At 67.7% G+C, this 23,459-nt stretch carries 24 protein-coding genes and 1 riboswitch; of the genes, 13 read left to right on the forward strand and 11 right to left on the reverse strand.

What is annotated here, in order from left to right:
* The first annotated feature begins 84 nt into the window (after positions 1–84).
* Positions 85–1,389, forward strand: a complete 1,305-nt coding sequence (locus O0J15_RS05970; RefSeq protein ID WP_058980697.1) for a D-amino acid dehydrogenase — start codon at positions 85–87, stop codon at positions 1,387–1,389.
* Positions 1,368–2,435 carry an alanine racemase gene (gene alr, locus O0J15_RS05975; protein ID WP_019660920.1) on the forward strand — a complete coding sequence of 356 codons (1,068 nt, stop codon included), beginning with the start codon at positions 1,368–1,370 and terminating at the stop codon, positions 2,433–2,435. Before O0J15_RS05970 ends, alr begins: the two co-directional genes overlap by 22 nt.
* 88 nt (positions 2,436–2,523) lie before the next feature.
* Here the strand turns inward: alr and O0J15_RS05980 are convergent, their stop codons facing one another.
* Entirely contained in the window at positions 2,524–3,087 is a 564-nt protein-coding gene (locus O0J15_RS05980) for a DUF3016 domain-containing protein (protein ID WP_019660921.1), read from the reverse strand.
* Positions 3,088–3,330: 243 nt separating this feature from the next.
* Here O0J15_RS05980 and O0J15_RS05985 point away from each other — a divergent pair, with 243 nt between their 5' ends.
* Both O0J15_RS05985 and O0J15_RS05990 read left to right on the forward strand, forming a co-directional pair.
* Positions 3,331–5,319 carry an ATP-binding protein gene (locus tag O0J15_RS05985; protein WP_134731221.1) on the forward strand — a complete coding sequence of 663 codons (1,989 nt, stop codon included), beginning with the start codon at positions 3,331–3,333 and terminating at the stop codon, positions 5,317–5,319.
* A 43-nt stretch (positions 5,320–5,362) separates the two neighbouring features.
* A complete protein-coding gene (locus O0J15_RS05990; protein ID WP_019660923.1) occupies positions 5,363–5,656 on the forward strand; it encodes a DUF3247 family protein in 294 nt (97 codons plus the stop codon).
* Positions 5,657–5,726: 70 nt separating this feature from the next.
* On the opposite strand, the gene O0J15_RS05995 is transcribed toward O0J15_RS05990, so the two are convergent.
* Positions 5,727–5,990 (reverse strand): hypothetical protein, encoded by a 264-nt coding sequence (locus tag O0J15_RS05995; protein WP_005407925.1) that lies wholly within the window; start codon positions 5,988–5,990, stop codon positions 5,727–5,729.
* Positions 5,991–6,146: 156 nt separating this feature from the next.
* Here O0J15_RS05995 and O0J15_RS06000 point away from each other — a divergent pair, with 156 nt between their 5' ends.
* Genes O0J15_RS06000 through O0J15_RS06010 form a run of 3 tightly spaced genes read left to right on the forward strand, consistent with a single transcriptional unit; the run spans position 6,147 to position 8,589 of the window.
* Complete coding sequence (locus O0J15_RS06000; protein ID WP_308305306.1) at positions 6,147–7,211, forward strand: class I SAM-dependent methyltransferase; 1,065 nt, start codon at positions 6,147–6,149, stop codon at positions 7,209–7,211.
* Positions 7,208–7,909, forward strand: a complete 702-nt coding sequence (locus tag O0J15_RS06005) for a pseudouridine synthase (protein WP_019660925.1) — start codon at positions 7,208–7,210, stop codon at positions 7,907–7,909. The genes O0J15_RS06000 and O0J15_RS06005 overlap by 4 nt, the downstream gene beginning before the upstream one ends.
* The gene (locus O0J15_RS06010) at positions 7,906–8,589 is read left to right on the forward strand and encodes an HAD family phosphatase (RefSeq protein ID WP_180877013.1); all 684 of its coding nucleotides are present in this window, start codon (positions 7,906–7,908) and stop codon (positions 8,587–8,589) included. The genes O0J15_RS06005 and O0J15_RS06010 overlap by 4 nt, the downstream gene beginning before the upstream one ends.
* A gap of 97 nt (positions 8,590–8,686) precedes the next feature.
* Here the strand turns inward: O0J15_RS06010 and fabB are convergent, their stop codons facing one another.
* Positions 8,687–9,895, reverse strand: a complete 1,209-nt coding sequence (fabB, locus tag O0J15_RS06015) for a beta-ketoacyl-ACP synthase I (RefSeq protein WP_019660927.1) — start codon at positions 9,893–9,895, stop codon at positions 8,687–8,689.
* Positions 9,895–10,410 carry a 3-hydroxyacyl-[acyl-carrier-protein] dehydratase FabA gene (fabA, locus tag O0J15_RS06020; RefSeq protein WP_014035851.1) on the reverse strand — a complete coding sequence of 172 codons (516 nt, stop codon included), beginning with the start codon at positions 10,408–10,410 and terminating at the stop codon, positions 9,895–9,897. The genes fabB and fabA overlap by 1 nt, the downstream gene beginning before the upstream one ends.
* A gap of 190 nt (positions 10,411–10,600) precedes the next feature.
* Here fabA and dinB point away from each other — a divergent pair, with 190 nt between their 5' ends.
* A complete protein-coding gene (gene dinB, locus O0J15_RS06025; RefSeq protein ID WP_134734979.1) occupies positions 10,601–11,671 on the forward strand; it encodes a DNA polymerase IV in 1,071 nt (356 codons plus the stop codon).
* A gap of 269 nt (positions 11,672–11,940) precedes the next feature.
* Here dinB and O0J15_RS06030 read toward each other — a convergent pair whose 3' ends face one another.
* Together O0J15_RS06030 and O0J15_RS06035 are read right to left on the reverse strand one after the other, a co-directional pair.
* Positions 11,941–12,852 (reverse strand): MBL fold metallo-hydrolase, encoded by a 912-nt coding sequence (locus O0J15_RS06030; RefSeq protein WP_308305307.1) that lies wholly within the window; start codon positions 12,850–12,852, stop codon positions 11,941–11,943.
* Between the two features lie 187 nt (positions 12,853–13,039).
* Entirely contained in the window at positions 13,040–13,678 is a 639-nt protein-coding gene (locus O0J15_RS06035) for an NAD(P)-dependent oxidoreductase (protein WP_164144235.1), read from the reverse strand.
* 105 nt (positions 13,679–13,783) lie between these two features.
* Here O0J15_RS06035 and O0J15_RS06040 point away from each other — a divergent pair, with 105 nt between their 5' ends.
* The 3 genes from O0J15_RS06040 to gph all read left to right on the forward strand — a co-directional run bounded on the left by O0J15_RS06040 (position 13,784) and on the right by gph (position 16,233).
* Positions 13,784–14,713 carry a LysR family transcriptional regulator gene (locus O0J15_RS06040; protein ID WP_019660931.1) on the forward strand — a complete coding sequence of 310 codons (930 nt, stop codon included), beginning with the start codon at positions 13,784–13,786 and terminating at the stop codon, positions 14,711–14,713.
* A complete protein-coding gene (locus O0J15_RS06045; RefSeq protein ID WP_019660932.1) occupies positions 14,710–15,501 on the forward strand; it encodes a class I SAM-dependent methyltransferase in 792 nt (263 codons plus the stop codon). The genes O0J15_RS06040 and O0J15_RS06045 overlap by 4 nt, the downstream gene beginning before the upstream one ends.
* A 63-nt stretch (positions 15,502–15,564) precedes the next feature.
* Positions 15,565–16,233, forward strand: a complete 669-nt coding sequence (gph, locus tag O0J15_RS06050) for a phosphoglycolate phosphatase (protein WP_019660933.1) — start codon at positions 15,565–15,567, stop codon at positions 16,231–16,233.
* A 119-nt stretch (positions 16,234–16,352) separates the two neighbouring features.
* Here the strand turns inward: gph and btuB are convergent, their stop codons facing one another.
* Positions 16,353–18,197 (reverse strand): TonB-dependent vitamin B12 receptor, encoded by a 1,845-nt coding sequence (gene btuB / locus O0J15_RS06055; protein WP_308305308.1) that lies wholly within the window; start codon positions 18,195–18,197, stop codon positions 16,353–16,355.
* 114 nt (positions 18,198–18,311) lie between these two features.
* Positions 18,312–18,535: riboswitch (cobalamin riboswitch) on the reverse strand.
* A 143-nt stretch (positions 18,536–18,678) separates the two neighbouring features.
* On the opposite strand from btuB, the gene O0J15_RS06060 reads away from it, so the two are divergent.
* Entirely contained in the window at positions 18,679–19,257 is a 579-nt protein-coding gene (locus tag O0J15_RS06060) for a histidine phosphatase family protein (protein ID WP_021203373.1), read from the forward strand.
* Between the two features lie 89 nt (positions 19,258–19,346).
* Here O0J15_RS06060 and O0J15_RS06065 read toward each other — a convergent pair whose 3' ends face one another.
* Both O0J15_RS06065 and O0J15_RS06070 read right to left on the reverse strand, forming a co-directional pair.
* Positions 19,347–19,709, reverse strand: coding sequence for a TfoX/Sxy family protein (locus O0J15_RS06065; protein ID WP_308305309.1), 363 nt, complete (start codon positions 19,707–19,709; stop codon positions 19,347–19,349).
* Positions 19,706–20,188: a GAF domain-containing protein gene (locus O0J15_RS06070; RefSeq protein WP_005407940.1), complete on the reverse strand. Its 483-nt coding sequence runs from the start codon at positions 20,186–20,188 to the stop codon at positions 19,706–19,708. Before O0J15_RS06070 ends, O0J15_RS06065 begins: the two co-directional genes overlap by 4 nt.
* 68 nt (positions 20,189–20,256) lie before the next feature.
* Between O0J15_RS06070 and bioD the strand changes: the two genes are divergently transcribed.
* The gene (bioD, locus tag O0J15_RS06075; protein ID WP_021203375.1) at positions 20,257–20,940 is read left to right on the forward strand and encodes a dethiobiotin synthase; all 684 of its coding nucleotides are present in this window, start codon (positions 20,257–20,259) and stop codon (positions 20,938–20,940) included.
* Between the two features lie 78 nt (positions 20,941–21,018).
* Here the strand turns inward: bioD and O0J15_RS06080 are convergent, their stop codons facing one another.
* Together O0J15_RS06080 and msrA are read right to left on the reverse strand one after the other, a co-directional pair.
* Positions 21,019–22,470: a PLP-dependent aminotransferase family protein gene (locus O0J15_RS06080; protein ID WP_308305310.1), complete on the reverse strand. Its 1,452-nt coding sequence runs from the start codon at positions 22,468–22,470 to the stop codon at positions 21,019–21,021.
* Positions 22,471–22,712: 242 nt separating this feature from the next.
* On the reverse strand, positions 22,713–23,450 hold the full coding sequence (gene msrA, locus O0J15_RS06085; protein WP_308305311.1) for a peptide-methionine (S)-S-oxide reductase MsrA: 738 nt from the start codon (positions 23,448–23,450) through the stop codon (positions 22,713–22,715).
* Positions 23,451–23,459 lie beyond the last annotated feature (9 nt).

The following is a 23,459-nucleotide window of genomic DNA, read 5'->3' on the forward strand; positions in this document are numbered from 1 at the left end:
TCAACTGGGAATGGCTGTCTATACTTCCCCAATTATGGTCCCTGTGCGCTCCAGTGCAGGGAATGATCGGGTTGGAGAAGTCCCATGCGAGTCCTAGTTCTCGGCAGCGGCGTGATCGGTACCACCAGTGCCTGGTATCTGCGACAGGCCGGGTTTGAAGTCACGGTCATCGACCGCCAACCCGGCCCGGCGCTGGAAACCAGCTTCGCCAATGCCGGCCAGCTGTCGTTCGGCTACACCTCGCCGTGGGCGGCCCCGGGCGTGCCGAAGAAGGCTATCGGCTGGCTGTTCGAGAAGCACGCGCCGCTGGCGATCCGCCCGGGCATGGACCTGGCCCAGTACCGCTGGCTGTGGCAGATGCTGCGCAACTGCACCCACGAGCGTTATGCGATCAACAAGGCGCGCATGGTGCGCATGTCCGAGTACAGCCGCGACTGCCTGAACGAGCTGCGCGCGCAGATCGGCATCGAATTCGAAGGCCGCGACCTTGGCACCACCCAGCTGTTCCGCACCCAGCAGCAGCTGGATGCTTCGGCGCAGGACATCGAGATCCTGGCCCAGTACGGCGTGCCGTACGAGGTGCTGGACCGCGCCGGCATCATCCAGGCCGAACCGGCCCTGGCCCATGTCGATGGCCTGGTCGGCGCGCTGCGCCTGCCGCGTGACCAGACCGGCGACTGCCAGTTGTTCACCCGCCGGCTGTCGCAGTTGTGCATGGATGCCGGCGTTGAATTCCGTTTCGACCAGGACATCACCGGCCTGGAGTTCGACGGCGACCGCATCACCGGCGTGCGCATCGACGGCAAGCTGGAAACCGCCGACCGCTTCGTGGTCGCGCTTGGCAGCTACTCGCCAGCGCTGGTCGCACCGCTGGGGATGCGCCTGCCGGTGTACCCGCTGAAGGGCTATTCGCTGACCCTGCCGATCACCGACCCGGCGATGGCACCGACCTCGACCATCCTCGATGAGAGCTACAAGGTGGCGGTGACCCGCTTCGACGACCGCATCCGTGTCGGTGGCATGGCCGAAGTGGCCGGCTTCGACCTGTCGCTGTCGCAGCGCCGCCGCGAGACCCTGGAACTGGTGGTCAGGGATCTCTATCCGAAGGGCGGCGACCTGTCGCGCGCGCAGTTCTGGACCGGCCTGCGCCCGGCTACGCCGGACGGTACGCCGGTGATCGGCGCCACGCCGTTCCGCAACCTGTACCTCAACACCGGACACGGCACGCTGGGCTGGACCATGGCCTGCGGCTCGGGCCGCTACCTGGCCGACCTGATGAGCGCGCGACAGCCGCAGATCAGCACCGAAGGCCTGGATATTTTCCGCTACGGCCAGTACGGTCACGCGCCGCAACACGAGAACCGCACATGCGTCCTGCCCGCGCGCTGATCGATCTGGGCGCCCTGCGCAGCAATTACCGCCTCGCCCGTGAACTGGGCGGTGGCAAGGCGCTGGCGATCATCAAGGCCGATGCCTATGGGCATGGCGCGGTGCGCTGTGCGCAGGCGCTGGAAGGCGAGGCCGATGGCTTCGGCGTGGCCACCATCGAAGAGGCATTGGAGCTGCGCCAGGCCGGCATCCGTGCGCCGATCCTGCTGCTGGAAGGCATCTTCGAGCCGAGCGACATGACGCTGGTGGCCGAGCATGACTTCTGGTTCGCCGTCGGTTCACCGTGGCAAGTGGAGGCACTGGCGGCGTTCGACAGCCCGCGCCCGTTGACGGTGTGGCTGAAGCTGGACAGCGGCATGCACCGCCTCGGCCTGGACGTGGACAGCTTCCGCGCGGCGCACGCGCGCCTGTCGGCGCTGCCGCACGTCGAACGCGTCGTGCTGATGACCCACCTGGCGCGTGCCGACGAGCTGGACAGCGAACGCACCCACGAACAGGCGGCGACCTTCGCCCGCGCCATTGATGGACTGGCAGGCGAGACCAGCGTGTGCAACTCGCCTGCGCTGCTGGGCTGGCCGGATGTGCGCAGTGATTGGGTGCGCCCGGGCCTGATGCTGTACGGCGCCAACCCGCTGCCGGACAACACCGTGTTGACCGAGCGGCTGCGCCCGGTGATGACGATGCAGTCGAAGGTGATCGCCGAGCGCTGGATCGAAGCCGGTGAACCGGTGGGGTATGGCGCGCGTTTCGTGGCCAAGGCGCGCACCCGCGTGGGTGTGGTTGCACTCGGCTATGCCGACGGTTATCCGCAGTTCGCTCCAAACGGCACTCCGGTGCTGATCGACGGCCAGCCCGGTGCGCTGATCGGGCGCGTGTCGATGGACATGCTGACGGTGGACCTGACCGCGCATGCGCAGGCCGGCATCGGCAGCGTGGTGGAACTGTGGGGTTCTGCGCCGACCCTGTCGGAGCTGGCGCCGCGCTGTGGCGTGAGCGCCTACCAGCTGCCGTGCGCGGTCAAGCGCGTGGCGAAGGTGTACGTGTAGCGCCGAGCCCGCGCTCGGCACCGGTAGCGGCCGACCTCGATCGGCGCCGTGAATGCGTGTCGACCAAGGTCGACACCTGCCGGGGGACCTAACGCGCGGCGGTCGCCTGACTGGCCAGCTGGCGCTTCACCCAGTCATCGATCAGACGCTTCTCGTAGCGCAGTGGATCGCTGTCGCTCTTCAGTCCCACGTTGTGCAGGTAGCCGGTATCGCTGAGGCGCGCATCGCCCTCGCTGACAATACGGCCGCTGGCATCCTTCAGCGTGTACTGCAGGGTGATCCGTGGCGGGTAGATGTCGCGCATGATCCGGATGTCGCGGCCACGCGGGCCGTGCCAAGGCTCGTAGTCACCGGCACGCTTGATGTCGACGAGGGTCACATCGAGGGTCTGCCCAGGCTGCAGCGGCTTGGCTGCGGTGGTCTGCAGGTAGCGGGCCAGCTGCTGCACCCAGTCACCGCGTTCGGCCTCGAAGCGGTTGCTGCTCTGGCGTATTTCGGTGAACTTGGCCGGATCTTCCCATTTCACGCTGACCGGTCCATCGGCCTGCAACGCACGCGGCGCGTCTGCATCGGTCACGGTGCGTGGCGCAGCATTGGCGCCACCGGCCGCCAGGGCGCCTGCCAGCAGGGCAATCGCGAGTGAGCGTTTCATGACGGTCTCCTGCGTCCCCGCGCTGGGGGGGTGTTGATCACGGATCGAGTGTGAGCCTGCTGCCGGACGACCGCAATGGCCGATTGCGTCGTGGGCAAGAGCGGTTGCCGCCAATTCATCGACGTCAACCATGACTGACGGCGCTTGACGCTGTGAATACGCCCTTTGGAAGATGCTGTGCTCCCAACCTGGCCTGCAAAGACCCCCTTGTCCACACTGCCGCCCCTCGTGGAGCGCCCACCGATGCTGGTGTCGGCGCCAGAACCCGACCTGCATCGTGGCGTGCTTGAGCGCATCAACGCCGGCTTCTGCGTGATCCAGGTGCTGTTCGAGGGTGATCGTGCGGTCGACTATTGTTTCATCGAAGTCAACGACGCGTTCGAGCGCCACACTGGGCTGAAGGACGCGCGTGGCAAGTGCATGACTGCGCTGGAACCCAACCACGAGCAGGACTGGTTCCGTATCTATGGCGAAGTCGCACGCAGCGGCCGCCCCGCTCAGTTCGAGATGGAAGCCCGTGCGCTGGGCCGCTCGTTCGCGGTCGACGCGGTGCGGGTGGGGCGGCCGGGAGAAGACAAGGTCGGCATCCTGTTCTTCGACATCACCGCGCGCAAGCAGATGGAAGTGGAGCTGGGCGAAAGCGAAGCCCGTTTCAGCGCGCTGGCAGACGGCCTGCCGATGCCGGTGTGGGTGCTCGATGAGCGCGGCCATGCGCGTTTCGTCAACAGTGCCTTCAGCGAGTTCTTCGGTGGTGATGAAACGCGTGTGCCGGAAGATGTCTGGCGCGGTCTCGTGCATCCGGATGACGCGTCCGTGTTCGAATACGAACTGCAGGAAGCGCTGAAGGCGCAGCGTTCGATGCACGCGCTGGTGCGTGCGCGGCGCGCGGATGGCCAGTGGCGCTGGCTGGAGATGAACGCCCGCCCGCGTTTTTCGCGGATGGGCCGCTTCATTGGCCTGGCCGGCAGCAGTCCGGATGTCACCGAACGACGCGAAATTGAACTGGCCCGCGAGGAGCTGCTGCAGTCCGAGCGTGCCGCGCGCAGCGCTGCGGAGAACATGGCGCGGCTGAAGGACGAGTTCCTGGCCACGCTGTCGCATGAACTGCGTACGCCGCTGACCACCATCCTGGGCTGGAGCGAACTGCTGCTGCAGCGCGTGGACAACACCAGTCCGCTGTACAAGGGCCTGAACGTGATCGCCAACAGCGCCGGTGCGCAGAAGCGGCTGATCTCGGACATGCTCGACCTGAGCAGCATGCTGCTGGGCAAGGTGCAGCTGGAGGTGGAGATACTGGACCTGCGCGACCTGCTGAGCGAAGCCATCGGCGCGCAGGAGCTGGTCGCCGAAGGCAAGGCGCTGGATGTGAGCCTGCTGCTGCCGGAACAGCCGTGCCTGGTGCTGGGCGATGCCACCCGCCTGCAGCAGGTGTTGTGGAACCTGCTGTCCAATGCGATCAAGTTCACCCCGGCCGAAGGACGCGTCGACCTGCAGCTGCAGGCCGATGGCAATCACTGGGTGATCACCGTGCGCGACACCGGCGACGGCATCGCGCCCGAATTCCTCAACCATCTGTTCAGCCGCTTCCGGCAGGCTGATGGCACCACCACGCGCCGTCATGGCGGTCTCGGCCTGGGCCTGGCGATCGTGCAGCAGCTGGTCGAACTGCATGGCGGCACGGTCACTGCCGCCAGCGAAGGGCATGGCCATGGCGCCACCTTCACCGTGCGCCTGCCCCAGCACCTGCCGGATGCAGAGCGCCGACCGCTGCGCGAAGTGATCAGTGGGCCGATCCTGGAGCCGGTGGTCGTCGAACCCTATCCGCTGCGCGGCATGCACGTGCTGGCGGTGGAGGATCAGCCGGAAGTGCTGGAATACCTGCGCCGCATGCTGGAAGAGCAGGGCGCCACCGTATCGGCGGCCAGCTCGGCCGGCGAAGCGCTGGCACTGCTGGCCGACACCGGCCACCTGCAGTACCACGTGCTGCTGACCGACATCGGCATGCCGGGCATGGATGGCTATGGGCTGGTGCGCACCTTGCGCGAGGACATGGGCGTGGACGCGGCGACCTTGCCTGCGGTGGCGGTGACTGCACTGGCGCGTGCCGACGACCGCCGCCGCGCGCTGGCCTCGGGCTTCCAGGAGCACGTCGCCAAGCCGTACTCGGTAGCGCAGCTGGTGGCTGCCGTGCGCAAGGTGCAGGTGGCGCGCGCGGACAGCGCGCTGCACTGAGCATTCACGGCCGATCGGCGACCCTGCAGTCAGGAGGTCGCCGATGTCCCGCATAGCTCCACGTATCCACACCGATCCGGCGCAGATCGCGCGCCTGGAAGCCCTGCTGCCGCAGCTGGATGGCGAAACGCAGGTGGAACTGATTCTGCACGATGGCCGCCGCCTGCTCGGCACGGTGGCCGTGAGGCCAACTGTGCAGCAATACCGCAACGCCGCGGGTGATGAAGGCAGCAACGGCCAGTTGCGCCTGGATGACTACGACACGCCGGTGCAGCAGCACCATGTGTGGCTGGATGAGATCGCCAGTATCAACCGCCTGCCACCCAAGGCGCCTTGATCCGAGGTAGAGCCGAGCCCACGCTCGGCTCTGCCGCCGCCCGAGCATGGGCTCGGGCGCTACAGATGTGTCAGTGCTCGAACAGGGTCGGCGTCGCCTCGAACCGGCGTGCGTACGCCCGCTCCTCTGCAACCCTCGCCACCTCGTCATCGGCCAGGTCCGGTGCCCCATAGACGGCGTAGGCAACGCTGCCGTCGGCGCCATGACCGACCTGGTGCAGCCGGTAGCGCGAGTGGCCGCCGCCGGTGTCCTCGGGGTAGTGCACGGGCGGATGGCTGCCTTCCAGGTCCATTTCACTGTTGTCGACCACGCCACCGACGAACAAGGCTCGCATGCAGGTTCTCCTGGGTTTCCGGGGGAGCCTCTACCCTGAACGTTTCAATGTTGCTGGCAGATCAAAGCCCCGTTCGGGTTTCGCAAAGCGGCTGCCGGGGCCGGCCCGGTCAAGCCGGTACAATGGACGGCCCTCACGCTTGAAGTACCCGCGCCGATGGCCTCCAGCGACGACGCCCCCCTGCAGACCCTGTTCCTGCCGTTTTCACAAGGTGCCCTGCGCTGGCCGGAAGGTCCGGTGGCCTTCCTGCGGGCCCGCGACGGCTGGCCGCTGCGCGAAGCGGCCGGCAACCGCGAGGTGCACTGTGAACAGAGCTTCGCCCCGTTCGCGCAGCCGCTGCAGCAGGCCGCCGGCTGGACCGTCAGCGGCCAGCTGGATGATGTGGCCGGCAAGGGCCGCTACCCGTTGGTGCTGGTGCTGCCGCCGCGCCAGCGTGAAGAAGCCCGTGCGCTGTTCGCCCGTGCGCTGGCGCTGGTCGCCGACGGCGGCCGCATCGTTGCCTGCCAGTCCAACAACGAAGGCGCGCGCTCCGGCGAGGGCGACCTCAAGCAGTTGGCCGGCCTCGGCGGCAGCCTGACCAAGAACCACTGCCGCGTGTACTGGACCGCCCCGATGCAGGGCCAGCACGATGCCGACCTGGCCAAGCGCTGGTCGGCACTGGACGCGGTGCGCCCGATCGTCGGTGGCCGTTTCCTCAGCCGCCCGGGCGTGTTCGCCTGGGATCGCATCGATCCGGCGTCGGCGCTGCTGGCCGAGCACCTGCCGGCCGACCTGGCCGGGCGTGCCGCCGACCTCGGCGCCGGCTACGGCTACCTGTCGCGCGAACTCCTGGAACGCTGCCCGAAGATCACCGCGCTGGACCTGTACGAGGCCGAGCAGCGCGCACTGGCGCTGGCCGAGCTCAATCTGGCGCCGCCGCCGCGCCCGCTGCCGCTGCGCTTCCTGTGGCAGGACGTCACCGCCGGCATCGAGCCGGGCTACGACGTCATCATCAGCAACCCGCCGTTCCATACGCCGTCGCGCGCTGACCGCCCGGACATCGGCCAGCGCTTCATCGCCGTGGCTGCGCAGGCATTGCGCCCGGGCGGGCGCCTGTACGTGGTGGCAAATCGCCACCTGCCGTACGAGCACACCCTCAACGACAGCTTCGGCGCGGTGCGCGTGGTCGCCGAACGCGACGGCTTCAAGCTGGTTGAAGCGGTGAAGGGGAAAGGCAAGTGAAACTGGTCAAGCACATTGCCAATCTGGGCTATGGCAGCCGCAAGCAGGTGCAGTGGATGTTCCGCGAAGGCCGCATCACCGACGCCGACGGCGAGGTACTGTACGCCGACGACCAGGTGCCGCACGAGGTGATCCGGGTTGATGGCGAGCCGCTGGACCCGCCGGTGGGCCTGTCGATCGCGCTGCACAAGCCGGCTGGCTACACCTGTTCGACCAAGGATACCGGCCGCCTGATCTACGACCTGTTGCCGCCGCGCTTCCGCGACCGCGATCCGGTGCTGTCCACGGTGGGCCGCCTCGACCGCGAGACCAGCGGCCTGCTGCTGCTGACCGACGATGGCAGCCTGCTGCACCGGATCATCTCGCCGAAGTCGAAGCTGCCGAAAGTCTATGAGGTCGAATTGAGCGAGGACCTGCGCGGCGACGAGGTGGCGCTGTTCGCCAGCGGCACGCTGATGCTGGAGTCCGAGAAGACGCCCCTGCTGCCGGCTGAACTGGAAGTGCTGGATGCGCGTCGCGCGCGCCTGGTGCTGCACGAAGGCCGCTACCATCAGGTACGCCGCATGTTCGCCGCCACCGGCAACCACGTGCAGGCCCTGCACCGCAGCCGTGTTGGCGGGCTGGACCTGCAGGGACTGGACGAGGGGCAATGGCGGCAGCTCACTTCCACCGACCTGGATACGCTGTTCGCTCCATGACCACCATTGCTGCGCTGCCGTTCCTCCCCGACGCCGTCATCTTCGACATGGACGGCCTGATGATCGACAGCGAGCGCGTCTCGCTGGCCTGCTGGAGCGAGGCCGCCGACGAATTCGCACTGGGCCTGGACGAGGCAGTGTTCCTGCGCATGGTCGGCCTCGGCGACCGGGATTCGCACGCGCTGCTGCGTGCGCAGGGTATCGAGGACAGCGTGATCGAGGCGGTCGCTGCACGCTGCCACGAACTGTACGAAGGACGCACACAGACCGGCCTGCCGTTGCGTCCGGGCATCCTGGAACTGCTGGAGCTGCTGAAGGCGCACGCGGTACCGCGCGCGGTGGCCACCACCACGCGGCAGCCGCGTGCCAACCGCAAGCTGGCGGCGGCCGGACTGCTGCCGTATTTCGACGCGGTGATCACCAGTGGCGACGTGGCGCGGCCGAAACCGGCGCCGGACATCTACCTGCTGGCCGCGCAGCGACTGGGCCAGGTGCCTGGGCGCTGCCTGGCGCTGGAAGACTCACCCGCTGGCACGCGCGCGGCATTGGCCGCTGGCATGACCGTGATCCAGGTACCGGACCTGGTGCATCCTGACGAAGAGCTGCGCGCGCTTGGCCATCGCATTGTCGGTTCGCTGGTGGATGCGCACGCGTTGCTGGTGCCGTTGTTGCCGAAATAAGCGGTAGGTGCCGACCGTTAGCCGGCACTGAGCCGAGCATGGCTCGGCTCTACATCTATTGGTGGGTGCCGACCGTTGGTCGGCACACCTGCCCCCATCACACCCGCCCGAACACCAGCGCGGCGTTGGTGCCACCGAAGCCGAAGCTGTTGGACATCACCGTGTCCAGCGTCTGCGCGCGGCTTTCGCGCAGGATCGGGAAGCTCTCCACCTTCGGGTCCAGTTCGCCGATGTTGGCCGAACCGGCAACGAAGCCATCGCGCATCATCAGCAGGCAGTAGATCGCCTCGTGCACGCTGGCCGCACCCAGCGAATGGCCGGACAGCGCCTTGGTCGAGGACAGCGGCGGCACCGCATCGCCGAACACTTCGCGGATGGCGTTGAGCTCGGTGACGTCGCCCAGCGGCGTGGAGGTGCCGTGGGTGTTGAGGTAATCCAGCGGGCGATCGACGCCCTGCAGTGCCATCTTCATGCAGCGCACCGCGCCTTCACCGGACGGGGCGACCATGTCGGCACCGTCGGAGGTCACGCCATAGCCGATCAGTTCGGCATGGATGCGCGCGCCGCGCGCAACGGCGTGGTCGTAGTCCTCCAGCACCAGCATGCCACCACCGCCGGCGATGACGAAGCCGTCGCGGTCCTTGTCGTACGGGCGCGAGGCGCTGGCCGGGGTCTCGTTGAAGCTGGTCGACAGCGCGCCCATCGCATCGAACATCACGCTCATCGACCAGTGCAGGTCTTCGCCGCCACCGGCGAACATGATGTCCTGCGCGCCATGGCGGATCATGTCCGCGGCGGCGCCGATGCAGTGCGCCGAGGTCGCGCAGGCGGCCGACAACGAATAGCTGACGCCCTTGATCTGGTAGGCGGTGGCCAGGCAGGCCGAGACCGTCGAGCACATCGTGCGCGGCACCATGTACGGGCCGACCTTGCGCACACCACGTTCGCGCAGCAGGTCGACCGCGCCGATCTGCCATTCGCTGGAGCCGCCACCGGAACCGGCGATCAGGCCGGTGCGCAGGCTGCTGACCTGCTCGGCGCTGAGCCCGGCATCGGCGATGGCATCGCGCATGGCCAGGTAGGCGAAGGCCGCCGCGTCGCTCATGAAGCGCTTCTGCTTGCGGTCGATCAGCGCCTCCAGATCGAGGTCGACACGACCGCCGACCTGGCTGCGCAGGCCCGCTTCGGCGTGGTCGGCCAGGGCGGTGATGCCCGAGCGCCCTTCGCGCAGCGCGGCCGAAACGGTATCCAGATCATTGCCGAGGCAGGAGGTGATGCCCATGCCGGTGATGACAACGCGACGCATCAGAAGCTCCCGGTTTCAGTGAACAGGCCGACGCGCAGGTCGCGGGCGCTGTAGATTTCGCGATCATCCACGTACATGCGGGCATCGGACTGGGCCATCACCAGCTTGCGGTTGATGACCCGGCTGATGTCGATCTCGTAGCGTACGAGCTTGGCGTCCGGCAGTACCTGGCCGGTGAACTTCACCTCGCCACAGCCCAGCGCGCGGCCCTTGCCGGGGGCGCCCAGCCAGGTCAGGAAGAAGCCGGTCAGCTGCCACATGGCATCCAGGCCCAGGCAGCCTGGCATCACCGGGTCGCCGATGAAGTGGCAGCCGAAGAACCACAGGTCCGGGCGGATATCCAGCTCGGCGCGTACCATGCCCTTGCCGTGCGGTCCGCCGTCCTCGTGGATGTCGGTGATGCGGTCGAACATCAGCATCGGATCGTTGGGCAAACGGCCGGCGGCGGTGCCGAACAGTTCACCGCGTGCGCTGGCCAGCAGCTGTTCGCGGTTGAACGCGTGGAGACGGGTCATGAAGCACAATCCTGGAAGCGGGAAACAGGGAAACAAGCGTTCGAGGATGCCCGTGGAAACTGCGCCGATCAAACATTTCAACCGTACGCAACCGTAGTGTTTTCAATGGAATACGCGCATCCTGTTGATGTGCAACGACCATACTTCGGCGTGTGGCCCGTTCGGCACGCCCCCGCCCTTTCCGCCTGACATGACCCGACTGCGCAAGATCATCCACGTCGACATGGACGCGTTCTACGCGTCGGTGGAGCAGCGCGACGATCCGTCACTGCGCGGCAAGCCGGTGGTTGTGGCATGGCGCGGCGCGCGCTCGGTGGTGTGTGCGGCGTCCTACGAGGCACGCGTGTTCGGCGTGCGTTCGGCGATGCCGGCGCTGCGCGCCGAACGCCTGTGTCCGGACGCGATCTTCGTGCCGCCTGACTTTGCACGTTACAAGGCGGTGTCACGCCAGGTGCGCGAGATCTTCCTGCGCCACACCGACCTGGTCGAGCCGTTGTCGCTGGACGAGGCCTACCTGGACGTGACCGAGCCGAAGAGCGGCATCGAACTGGCCACCGACATCGCCCGCACCATCCGTGCGCAGATCCGTGAGGAGACGAACCTGACCGCTTCAGCCGGGATCGCGCCGAACAAGTTCCTGGCCAAGATCGCTTCGGACTGGCGCAAGCCCGATGGCCAGTTCGTGATTCCACCGCAGCGGGTGGACGCGTTCCTGCAGCCGTTGCCGGTGAACCGGGTGCCCGGCGTCGGCAAGGTGATGGAAGGAAAACTTGCCGCGCGCGGCATCGCCACCTGCGGCGATCTGCGGCAATGGGCATTGACCGATCTGGAAGAGGCGTTCGGCAGTTTCGGCCGCAGCCTGTACAACCGCGCACGCGGCGTCGACGAGCGGCCGGTGGAACCGGACCAGCAGGTACAGTCGATCTCCTCGGAGGACACCTTTGCCGAGGACCTGCTGCTGGAAGACCTGGGCGAGGCGATCGTGCAACTGGCGGAGAAGACCTGGAAGGCCACGCGCAAGACCGAGCGCGTCGGCCACACCGTGGTGCTGAAACTGAAGACCGCGCAGTTCCGCATCCTCACCCGCAGCTTCACCCCGGAGCGCCCGCCGGAATCGATGGAAGAACTGCGCGACATCGCGCTGGCCCTGCGCGCCCGCGTCGACCTGCCGGCGGAGACCCGTTACCGCCTGGTCGGCGTCGGCCTGGGTGGCTTCCGCGAAAAGGAACCGGTGGTGCAGGGGGAATTGTTCGAGCACTGATCATTGCCGTGCCGACCAACGGTCGGCACCCACCAACAGCAGCAGGTTCCGTCAGCAGCAGGAAACTGTCGAAGGCGGGGTGGGGTCGGTTGCGGGGGCGTGAGCCGCATGGATGCGGCGACCGAGCTTACATGGACGTACTTGCAGCGTCCCCCGCAACCGGACCCACCTCGCCATCCCACGGATAGCCAGCTGTTGCTGTTGCTTCGGCTGTTGCCGTTGCATTGAGCAGGTGCAGGGCGCAGCCCTGCAAAAGAAAACTCCCTACCTCATGGCCACTGCATCTCGCCCTTGGCCACCTTCGCGCTCAGCTCCAGCGATGCGACGCCATCCAGCTTCGGGTAGCGCGACTGCATTGCCTGCACCAGCGCCGCACTGTCCTTCGCCTTTGCCGCTTCGATATCGAACGTGCGGATGTAGTCCGCAGTGAAGCGCAGTGCACTGGCATCCAGCGCCGCACCTGGCGCGTAATGCCCCGGCACCACCACCTTCGGCTTCAGCGCCTGCAGCTGCTGCAGGGTCTGCAGCCAGTCGGCATGTGACTTCGGCGTCTGCGTGTCGGCCATCCACACGTGCTCGCCCGCCACCACCGGAATGCCACCGACGATCGCGCGCAGCGACGGCACCCACAGCACGGTGCGGTCCGGGGTCGGTCCGTCCAGGCCGATCAGCGGCAGGCGCTGGCCTTCCAGTTGCAGGGCATCGCCCTCCAGCACCTGCGGCAGCACGATGCGCGCGGGCACGTCGGCAGCCATCTTCGGGCCCCAGTAGGCCAGCTTGCCGGCCTGTGTCTGCTGGATGTGGGCAACGGTCTGCGCGGTAGCGACGATGCGCGCCTGCGGGAACGCATCCTGCAGCGTGGCCAGGCCGAAGTAGTAGTCCGGATCGCCGTGGCTGATATAGATCGTGGTCAACTGCTTGCCGCTGGTGCGGATCAGCTCGACCAGTTTGCGCGCGTCGCTGGCACCGAACTGCGCATTGACCAGGATCGCGTCGTGGCGGCCTTCGATCAGCACCGAGGACACCGAGAACATTGCCTGCGGGCCGGGATGGAAGGTCTGCAGGTGCAGTTGGGATTTCGTCGCGGTGGTCGGCGCCGCGGTGGCCGGTGCGGCCAGCAGCGGCGCACTGGTGAAAGTGGCGGCCAGGGCGAGGGGAAGCAGCAGGGCAGCGGTACGCATGGGAATTCCTTGTCTAGAGCCGGGCCAATGCCCGGCTGCATGTTCGCGTAGAGCCGAGCGCGGGCTATGCCGGGCGTCCTTGCCCGGCCCCCTACGGGCCGTCGCAAGCGATGTTGGCAACGGCTCCTGCCGTTGCCTTCGGCTCTACAGGGAGGTAGCTCCGGGCCATGCCCGGCGGACGGCATGATCAATACGCTGCCGTGATGATCTGCTTCGGGTACTTGTGCGCTTCCAGCTCGGCGACGAACGCGGCGCCGTAGTCGGCATAACTGATGCGGCTGTGCCCGCTGGCGTCGGCCAGGAACGCCTTGGGCTGCACGCGGTAATGGCCACGCTCTTCGCCCGGGCCGATTTCGGCGGCCGGCGAGAAGAAGGTCCAGTCCAGGTCGTCCACCACCTGCAGTCGATTGAAGGCTTCTCGATGGGCCAGCGCGTATGGCTTGTAGGCCTCCGGGAAGGTGGGGGTATCGACCAGCTGCACGCCGGGTGCGACTTCCAGGCTGCCGGCACCGCCGACCACCACCAGGCGCGGTACACCGGCCTTGCGCGCGGCCGCGGCCAGCTGTGCGGCCACCTCGCCGACGCGGCCGATGTCATCGCCCGGGCGTGGGCCGTAGGCGCTGGCCAGCACGTCGTGGCCGGCGATGGCGGCGACCAGCGCGTCCTGGTCATCCAGCGAGGCGACCACCGGATGGGCGCCGGCCAGTTCGGCCGGAAGATCCTGCGCGCTGCGCACGATGACAGTGAGTTCGTGGCCGTTCGCCAGCGCGTGGCGGGCGATCTGGCGGCCGATGTTGCCGGTGGAACCGACGAGGGCGATCTTCATGGCAGGACTCCGTGGGGCGGTGTGGGGGGACGCGGCCACTGTAGGCCGCTGCAGTCGCTCGAAAAACAGCGTATAACGCGCTTGTTTGTTGCATGGATCGAGCATATGGACCGATTGACCGCCATGACCGTGTTCGTCGAGGTGGCCGAGCGCGGCAGCCTGACCGCAGCGGCAGAGGTGCTGGACATGTCACGGGCGATGGTCAGCCGTTACCTGGCCGAGGTCGAGGGTTGGCTGGGCGCGCGCCTGCTGCACCGGACCACACGGCGGGTCAGCCTGACCGGCCCCGGCGAAGCGGCGCTGGCGCGCTTCCGGCAGATGCTGGCGATAAGTGAGGAACTGCAGGGCGAGCTGGCCAGCGATGATCCCGAACCGCACGGCACGCTGCGGGTGACCGCCAGCGTGTCGTTCGGGCAGAGCCACCTGGCACGAGCGGTGGCCGGTTTCGTCGCGCGCCATCCTGCCGCGCGCATCGAACTGCTGCTGGTCGACCGCACCGTGAACCTGGTGGAAGAACGGGTGGACCTGGCCGTGCGCATCGCGCGCCAGATCGATCCCAGCCTGATCGCACGGCGGCTGGCGACCTGCCGCTCGGTGCTGTGCGCGACGCCGTCCTACCTGGAGGCGCGCGGTACGCCAACCGCTCCCGAACACCTGGCCGCGCACAACTGCCTGACCCACCACTACGTCGGCAAGAGCCTGTGGCAGCTGCACCGCGATGGCCGTTCGCTGTCGGTGGCTGTGGGCGGCAACATCAGTGCCAACGAGGCATCGCTGCTGCTGGAGGCGGTGCGGGCCGGTGCCGGTATCGCCATGCTGCCGACCTACCAGGTGGCGCCGATGCTGCGCAGTGGCGAACTGGTCGAACTGCTGCCCGAATTCAGTCTGGACGAGCTCGGCATTCATGCCGTGTACGCATCACGGCGACAGCAGCCCGCTATCATGCGGCGATTCCTGGACTTCCTGGGCGAGTGCTTCGCCGGCCCGGCCTTCCAGGATCTGGATTGGCGCCCGCCGGGCACGGAGGATACATGAACCATGGACAGGCCTTGATCGACCACAACCGTGCTGCCTGGGACCGCCAGGCCAGTGAAGCGCGCGAATGGTCGCGCCCGGTGGAAAGCTCAACGATTGCTGCCGCGCGCGCAGGCCGCTGGCAGGTGCACCTGACGCCGCGCGCGTTGCCGCTGGACTGGATGGGCGACGTGCGCGGCCGTCGCATCCTGTGCCTGGCCTCGGGTGGTGGCCAACAGGCACCGGTGCTTGCTGCCGCTGGCGCCGATGTCACCGTGTTCGACCTCTCCGACGGGCAGCTTGAACAGGACCGCGCGGTCGCCGCGCGCGATGGCCTGCAGCTGCGCACCGTGCAGGGTGACATGCGCGACCTGCACGTGTTTGCCAATGACAGTTTCGATGTGGTGTTCCACCCGATCTCGAACCTCTACGTCCCTGACGTGCGCCCGGTATGGACTGAATGCCGCCGCGTGCTGGCGCGCGATGGCATGCTGATGGCCAGTTTCTACAATCCGGTGCTGTTCGTGGGTGCGCGCGATCCGCAGCTGGATGCACAGGGCCTGATCCGTCCGCAGTACGCCATTCCCTATTCGGACCTGGAAGACCTGCCGCAAGCCGAACGCGAGGCGAAGCTGGCCCGTGGCGACGCATTGACATTTGGCCACAGCCTGACCGAGCTGATTGGTGGCCAGCTGGATGCCGGCTTCGTCATCGATCGCTTCATGGAAGACTGGCAGCCGCGGCCGCGCTTCCTGATCGACCGTTATCTTCCCACCTTCCTGGCCACCCGAGCGCGCCGGATCGGTTGAGGCGGATCGGCGCGGAAACCAGCGGCGTACAATGGGGGGCCCACGTCGTGCAGGTACCGTTCCTTGTCGTATCCCTATCCACTGGTCGTGTTCGACCTTGATGGCACGCTGGTCGACAGCGCAGCTGATATCGCCGAAGCGCTGAACCGCACGCTGGAGGACATCGGCATGGCACGCGTGCCGGAAGCCACCGTGCTCGGCTGGATCGGCGACGGTGTGCGCCGCCTGGTCGAACAGGCCGTGCATGCGGCAGGCCGCGAGGTCGACCTGGCCGAAGTGATGCCGGTGTTCATGGTGCACTACCGTGAATGCCTGCTGCGCAGCCCGCGCCTGTTCGATGGCGTGGCCGACGCACTGGCGCAGCTGCGCGCGCGCGACGTGCCACTGGCGATCTGCACCAACAAGCCCGAAGCACTGGTGCCGCCGCTGCTGCAGCACCTGGGCATTGGTGATGCGTTCGCGCTGATACTGGGCGGTGACTCGCTGCCGCAGCGCAAGCCCAGTGGCGAACCGCTGCGGCACATCGCCGCGCATTTCGCGCTGCCGGTGGAGGCGTGCCTGATGGTGGGAGATTCGTTGACCGACTACCGCGCCGCCGAAGATGCGGGCATGCCGATCGCGCTGGTGCGCTACGGCTATCCGCGCGGCCTGGACCTGGGCAGCGCGCACGCGGTGGCAGTGATCGACGACCTGCGTGAGTTGCCGGGGTTGGCCGCGGGCGTTCGGGCGTAGAGCCGAGCCCACGCTCGGCTGCTTCATTGCGTGAGCCGAGCATGGGCTCGGCTCTACAGTAGATCGACGCCATGCGTCGATGGCATCAGGAGGCGCCGGGCGATGCCCGGCGCGCGCCTTCATTTCGGCTGGTAACGCACGCTCAGCTGGTACTCGCGGCCGGGCTGGTTGAACCACGCCACGGTCTCGTAGCGGCGATCGAACACATTGGCGGCACGCGCCAGCAGCGTCCACGACGGCGTCAGCGCGTACTCGGCGCGCAGGTCCAGCGTACCGTAACCCGCCATCTTCACCGCGTTGGCGGCATCGTCATAGCGCTTGCCCGCTCCCTGAACCGTCAGGCCTGCGCGGAAGGCCCCGAAACGTCGATCGAGGTCCAGGCGTGCGGTCTGCTGCGCGCGGCGCGGCAGCCAGTTGTCGAACTGGGTGCTGCCATGGGTACGGTTGCGCGGGTCGGTGTAGCTGAGCTGGGCGTTGATGTCGAAGCCGGCCAGCAGCACGCCACCGGTCAGTTCGGCACCGCGGATGCGCGCCTTCTCCACCTGCTGCATCCTGAAGGTCGCCGCATCGTAGGTAATCAGATCATCGATGCGGGTTTCATAGACGTCCAGGCCCCAGTGCCAGCCCTGTCCCTGCTGCGAAACGCCCAGGTTGGCGCTCTTGGACTTCTCCGGGTTCAACGTCGGCACGCCGCTCCACGGGTCGTACAGATCGCTGAAGGTCGGCGCCTTGAACGCGGTGCCATAGCTGGCGTTGAGGCGCAGGCCGTGGCCCAGTTCCATCGCCCAGCCGGCGCTGCCGGTGGCGTGGTTGCCGAACTGCTGGTTGTCGTCGTTGCGTGCGCTGACCTGCAGCTGGTGGCGGCCGAAGCGGCCCTGGTACTGCACGAACACGCCGGTGTTGCGACGGCTGTCGACGAGGTACCCGGCGCTGCTGCCATCCAGGTTGTCTTCGCTCCAGTCCACGCCGGTGCTCAGCAGCTGGCCTTCGGCCATGCCGAAGTCGCCCTGCAGCGAGGCGCTGTCACGATGGGTCTGGGCGCTGCCACGGGCATCGAAGTCGCCGAAGTTGTCCGACTCGTTGTCACTGCGGCCGACATTGGCGGTGAACGCCAGGCGTTCGGACGGGGTGTAGCGCAGCTTGCCGGACAGCACCTGCTGGCGGGTTTCCGAATAGTTGTAGTAGCCGTCGTAATGGTTCTTTCCGTCGGCACGCAATGCACTGCCTTCCACGTTCCATTGGTCGTTGAAGGTGTAGCCACCGCGCAGGCTCTTGGACAGGTTGCGGTAGCCGTCGCGGTCATGCTCGTCGGCAAAGCAGCCCGCGGTGAACACCGAGGAGGAGCCGCGGCAGGCATCGATGCCATCGGAATGCTGGTAGGCGATGTCAGCGCCGAACCAGCCGCGTTCGGTCCCGCCGCCGATCCCGCCGCTGGCTTCGCGCAGGCCGTTGCTGCCGCCACCGAGCTGGAAGTGCGGGGCGAAATCACCCTGGTTGCGGCGGGTGAAGATCTGGATCACGCCACCGATGGCGTCCGCGCCGTACAGGCTGGACTGCGGGCCACGCACGATCTCCACGCGCTCGATCTGTGCCAGCGGCAGGTCCTGGTACATCGCCAGGCCGAGGTCGGCGCTGTTGATGCGCACGCCATCGACCAGCACCACGGTGTGGCCGGAGTTGGTGCCGCGCAGGAACAGCGAGCTCTGCTTGCCCAAGCCGCCGGCATTGGTCAGGTTGATGCCGGCGCGGCCGCGCAGCAGTTCCTGCAGCGAGGTGGCCTGGCTGGATTCGATCTGCGCGCGGTCGATCACCTGGGCCGGCGCGATGCTGTCCTGCAGGGCGATCGGGGTGCGGGTCGCAGTGACCAGGATCTGGTCGAGCGCGGTGGTGTCATTGGCGGCCTGGGCCAGCGCGGGCAGGGCGGCCAGCACGGCCAGGGACAACATTCGGGACTGCAGCTTCATGGGGGACTCCAGGTGCCACGCACGCCCGCGTGGCGAAGGGGAGGAGCCGCGAAGGCAGGCACGCGCCGATGCCGCAGCGCACGCCACGGTCATCCAGCGCCATGCCCACCGCATCGCGACCTGAGGCTTCCGGGCCGGTCTCCGGGCTTGCCGCCGGGCGGCGCGAGGCCGCCGTCCAGGCGCCTTCCCATGCCTGAGGCACAGTGGCAGTGTTGCCCGGAACTGACGTGCTTACCGTTGCGGGGGCAGCGCCGGCCTGGCGTGGAATCACGCGTCACCGGCTTCCCGTTTCAACCTGCCGGCCGTGGCCGCAGGTCACCTGGAAGTGCGCGCAGTCTACGGCATCGCAGGCACTCCCGTTGCGTCGCGCCTGCTCGACTGCCTTTGCTGTGCCCTTAGAATGGTCCCTCGATCCCGTGGTGCCGTTGCCGATGTCCGCCCGTTTTCCGCTGTCCCCGCGTTGCCTGTACGGAACGCACGCATGATCCTCGACCTGGTCCGCCATGCCGGCAACGGTCGCGATGAGTTCCTCGATGGCCGCAGCGACCCACCGCAGCTGGCCCGCCTGCCGCAGGAACTGGTCGACGCCTACGCCGCGCAGCCCTGGGAGCGGGTGATCAGTTCGCCGCGGCTGCGCGCGCTGCACACGGCAATGGCGCTGGCCACGCCGCGCGGGCTGGACGTGGAAGCGGACGAGGAATGGGAGGAACTGGATTTCGGCGATTGGGACGGGCAGTCGCTGTTCGACCTGCCGGAGGATGCACTGGCTGCCTTCCATGCTGACCCGCATGCGTTCCCGCCGCCGAACGGCGAAAGCTGGGGCCACTTCGAGCGGCGCATCGCGCGCGCGCTGGATCGCCTGCTCGATGATGACGATCCGGTGCCGACGCTGGTGGTCAGCCATGGCGGCCCGCTGCGCATGGTGCTGTCGAAGGTCTGCGGCCTGCCGATGTCGCTGTGCTGGGCGCTGCGCATCGACCATGGCACGCGCCTGCGTGTGTGGCTGGAGCGCGGTGAGGCCGGGCTGGTGGGCGAATTGCTGGAACTGCAGCAGCCCTGAGCTGCTCTTGTAGAGCCGAGCCATGCTCGGCTGCACTTCGATCAGAAAGGCCAGCCGAGCGTGGGCTCGGCTCTACAGGAGGGCGCGGCTCAATCCTCGTCCGCGCGCTCGGTCACGCTGTCTTCCGCCTCATCGTCGGCATCGAAGCGGTGCTCATGCACCGGGCCAGACGCCGGGCCGGCCGCCTTCAGCGGATGCGCGGCGATGCGCGCTTCATAGTCCTGTACCAGCGCATCGCGCTGCGGCTCGCTCAGTTCCTGCCAGTGGCAGTCCAGCAACGCACCTTCCAGCGAGTACAGCAGGTTCAGGCTGGGCTTGAAGCCGGCACGCTTGACCTTGACGAAGGCACCGACCGCTCCGATCGCGACCAGGTCGTCGCGGCTGCGCAGGCCGACCTGGCGCAGCCAGGCCGCGCTCTTGGGGCCGATGTTGCGCAGCTTGGGTGCGTTCATCCCAGCGCCTCGACGAACACGCGGGCGATGGCTTCCAGGCCGGCCTGGTCGTCGGCATCGAAGCGGCCCACCTTCGGGCTGTCGATGTCGAACACGCCGATCAGTTCATCGCCGCGCAGCAGCGGCACCACCAGCTCCGAACGCGAGGCCGAATCACAGGCGATGTGGCCGGGGAAGGCGTCGACATCCTCCACGCGCTGGGTGACCCGCTGGCTGGCGGCGGCACCGCACACGCCCTTGTCCAGCGGGATGCGCACGCAGGCCGGCAGGCCCTGGAACGGGCCGACCACCAGTTCCTTGCCATCGTACAGGTAGAAACCCACCCAGTTCAGGTCGGGCAGGGCGTGGTAGACCAGTGCGGAGAGGTTGGCCGCGTTGGCGATGCGGTCGGACTCGGCGTAGACCAGGCCACGGGCCTGTTCCAGCAGCTGGGCGTATTGTTCCGGCTTGCTGCCGGTGAGCGAGGCATTGGCGAACATGCCCGCAGTCTAGCAAGCGCGACGGGCCGGCGATAATGCACGCTCTGTTGCCCTGTTGGAGCCAATCGATGCCGTTGCCTGCCACGCTGCCGCCCGCCCTGTTCGTTACCGGCACCGACACCGAAATCGGCAAGACCGCGGCCAGCACTGCGCTGCTGCATGCGCTGCGCCGGCGCGGCCTGCGTGCGGTCGGCATGAAGCCGGTGGCCAGTGGCAGCGAAGACCTGGGGCAGGGCCTGCGCAACGAGGACGCGCTGGCACTGCAGGCGGCCAGCTGGCCGGTGCCGGACTATGCCGACCTGAACCCATATGCGCTGCGGCAGCCGCTGGCACCGGAGCTGGCGGCGGCCGAGGACGGCGTGCAGGTGGAACTGGCGCCGATCGTGGCCGCGTTCGCGCGACTGCGCGCGCAGGCCGATATCGTGGTGGTGGAGGGGGTTGGCGGTTGGCTGGCGCCGGTTTCGGCCACGCTGGACCAGCTCGACCTGGTGCGTGCGCTGCAGCTGCCGGTGCTGCTGGTGGTGGGCATGCGGCTTGGCTGCGTCAACCATGCGCGGTTGACTGCGCAATCACTGCAGGCCAGCGGCGTGGACCGCCTGGGCTGGATCGGCAACCACATTGATCCTGCGATGCAGCGCCAGGACGAGAACATCGCCACGCTGCAGCAGCGCCTGCCGATGCCGTGCTGGGGACGGCTGCCGCATCTGCCGGGGGCGGATGGTCAGATCCTGAGTACGCACCTGCTCGACTGACCTGCTTCCTGTAGAGCCGAGCCCATGCTCGGCTCAGCGGGGACCGTCAGCGAAGGGCAGCCGAGCGTAGGCTCGGCTCTACAGGAGCTGGCGCACTGCCAGCTCCCGTGCGATCGCACCCAGCCGCTCCACCGCACCGATGAAGCGCGCATCCAGGCTCTGGCAGCACGACAGCCGCAGGCAGTGGCGGTAGCGTGCGCCGCGCGAGTACACCTGGCCCGGCATGAACACGATATCCTCCTGCAGTGCACGCTCGAACAGCTCTCGCGTATCCACGCCCGGCAGTTCCAGCCACAGCAGGAACCCGCCCTGTGGTTCGGTGGCGCGGGTACCGGGCGGGAAATGTTCGGCCACCAGCTGGCGCAGCCGCCCGACCTGTTCGCGATACAGACGACGCATGCGATGCAGATGGTGCTCGTAGCTGCCTGCTTCCAGATACGCGGCCACCGCATCGCCGAGCAGCTGCGGCTCGCCGCCGGTGGACTGGAACTTCAGCAGTGCGATGCGCTCTGCGAAGCGGCCGCCATCCAGCCAGCCGATGCGGTAATCCGGCGCCAGTGTCTTTGAGAAGCCACCGACCACCATCACCCAGCCATCGCGATCGAAGGCTTTCAGCAAGGGTGCCGGCGGTTCGCAGAACTGCAGCTCGGCGTACACCGCATCCTCGATCAGCGGCAGCTGCCGTGCGTTGACCAGCTCGGCCAGGTGTTGTTTGGCGGCGGTCGGCATGGTGCAGCCGAGCGGGTTGTGCACGGTCGGCATCACCACCAGTGCAGCCAGCGGCCTGTGCTCCAGCAGCGCATCCAGTGCATCCACGTCCAGTCCGTGCTGCGGGTGGGTGGGCAACTCGATGGCCTGCAGGCCGAGGTTGGCCAGCAACGGATACAGGTTGAAGTAGGACGGCGCCTCAATGCCCACCGCGTCACCGGGCTGGGTGACCGCGCGCAACGCCAGCTGCAGGGCTTCCATCGCACCATGGGTCAGCAGGAGTCGCTCGGCGTGGGTGTGCAGTCCCATGCGCGGACCGCGGCGCACGATCTGTGCCAGCAGCCGGGGGGAGCCGTTGGGTCTCGCATAGGTCTCCACCGTCTGCTGGCCGTGGCGCAGCACCTGCGCGGTATGCCGGGCCAGCTGCGCGCCGGGATAGAACTGGCGACCACGTGGGCCGGCGAAGGCCAGATCGACCACACCCGGGCGGCGCTGTGCTTCCAGTACCCGGGCCATCAGGACCTGCTGCAGCGGCGCGGTGGGCGCGGATGGGGTGTCGCGCAGCGAACGCTCCGGCACCGACAGCCGCGGCGCGACTTCGAAGCCCGCCTTCGGCCGCGGAATCACCAGTCCGGCGTCCTCCAGCTGGCGATAGGCGGCAATCACCGTGTTCAGGCTGAGCCTGCGCTGCAGGGCCATCTGCCGCAGCGAAGGCAGGCGGCTGCCGACCGGAAGGCGGCCACCATGAATGGCTTCGGCCAACTCATCCGACAGCCGTTGATAGCGGGGGGGAATGATCGAGGCCTGGTCATCTGTATCCATCGAATATCCCGCCATCTGGTGCTGTACCCATGATGATGGCGAGCCTAGCATGTCGTTGTCGGCCTGGCCTGATCGGGGCACGGCCGATACTTCCCAAACGCACGGCTGGATGGCCGTGCGTCTTTTTCTGTGTGTAGAGCCGAACCCATGCTCGGCTGCACTTCCGCCAACAGCAGCCGAGCGTGGGCTCGGCTCTACAGAGAGCACCGCCGAGCGTCGGTCAGCCCAAGGGGGAATGCCGGCTACCGCATCGGCACCAGCGCCGCCTCGCGCCGGTACAGCGCCGGGAACTGCTTGCCCAGCGCCGCAAGCTTCGGTGCGTCGTAGTAGCGGATGTAGGCGGCCTGCGGGTAGTTCGCCATGTAGTTCTGGTGGTAGCTTTCGGCCGGGTAGAAGCGCTGGCCGCTGACCAGCTGGGTGACGATCGGTGCGCGGTAGCTGCCGGCCTGGCCGAGCTGGGCGATGTAGGCGCGGCTGGCTGCCTGCTGGCGGGCGTCATCGGTGAAGATTGCCGATCGATACTGGCTGCCGTGGTCCGGCCCCTGGCGGTTGAGCTGGGTCGGGTCGTGTGCCACCGAGAAGAACACCTGCATCAACTGCCCGTAGCTGACCTGGCGCGGGTCGTAGTCGATCCTCACTGCTTCGGCGTGGCCGGTCTGGCCGCTGCTGACCCGCTCGTAACGCGCGTCGGCGGCGCTGCCGCCGATGTAGCCGGACACCGCATTGCTCACGCCCTTGACGTGCTGGAACACGCCCTGCACGCCCCAGAAGCAACCGCCGGCGAACACCACGCTGGCGTGGGTCGCGTCATCGCGGAACGCCGCATCGCCCGTGGGTGCCGGTAGTGCCTGGGTCTGCGCGCTGGCTTCGACCGGCGCCGCAGCCGCGCCGTGGTCGACCAGCAGCACACCGGCGATCAATGCGGTGGCCACCAGTCCGGCGACACCGGCGACGATGCCCTGTTCAAAGGAGAGTTTCATCATGTCCTC

Origin of the sequence: Stenotrophomonas sp. Sm10 (assembly GCF_030985515.1) — a bacterium.
Taxonomy (GTDB): Bacteria; Pseudomonadota; Gammaproteobacteria; order Xanthomonadales; family Xanthomonadaceae; genus Stenotrophomonas; species Stenotrophomonas hibiscicola.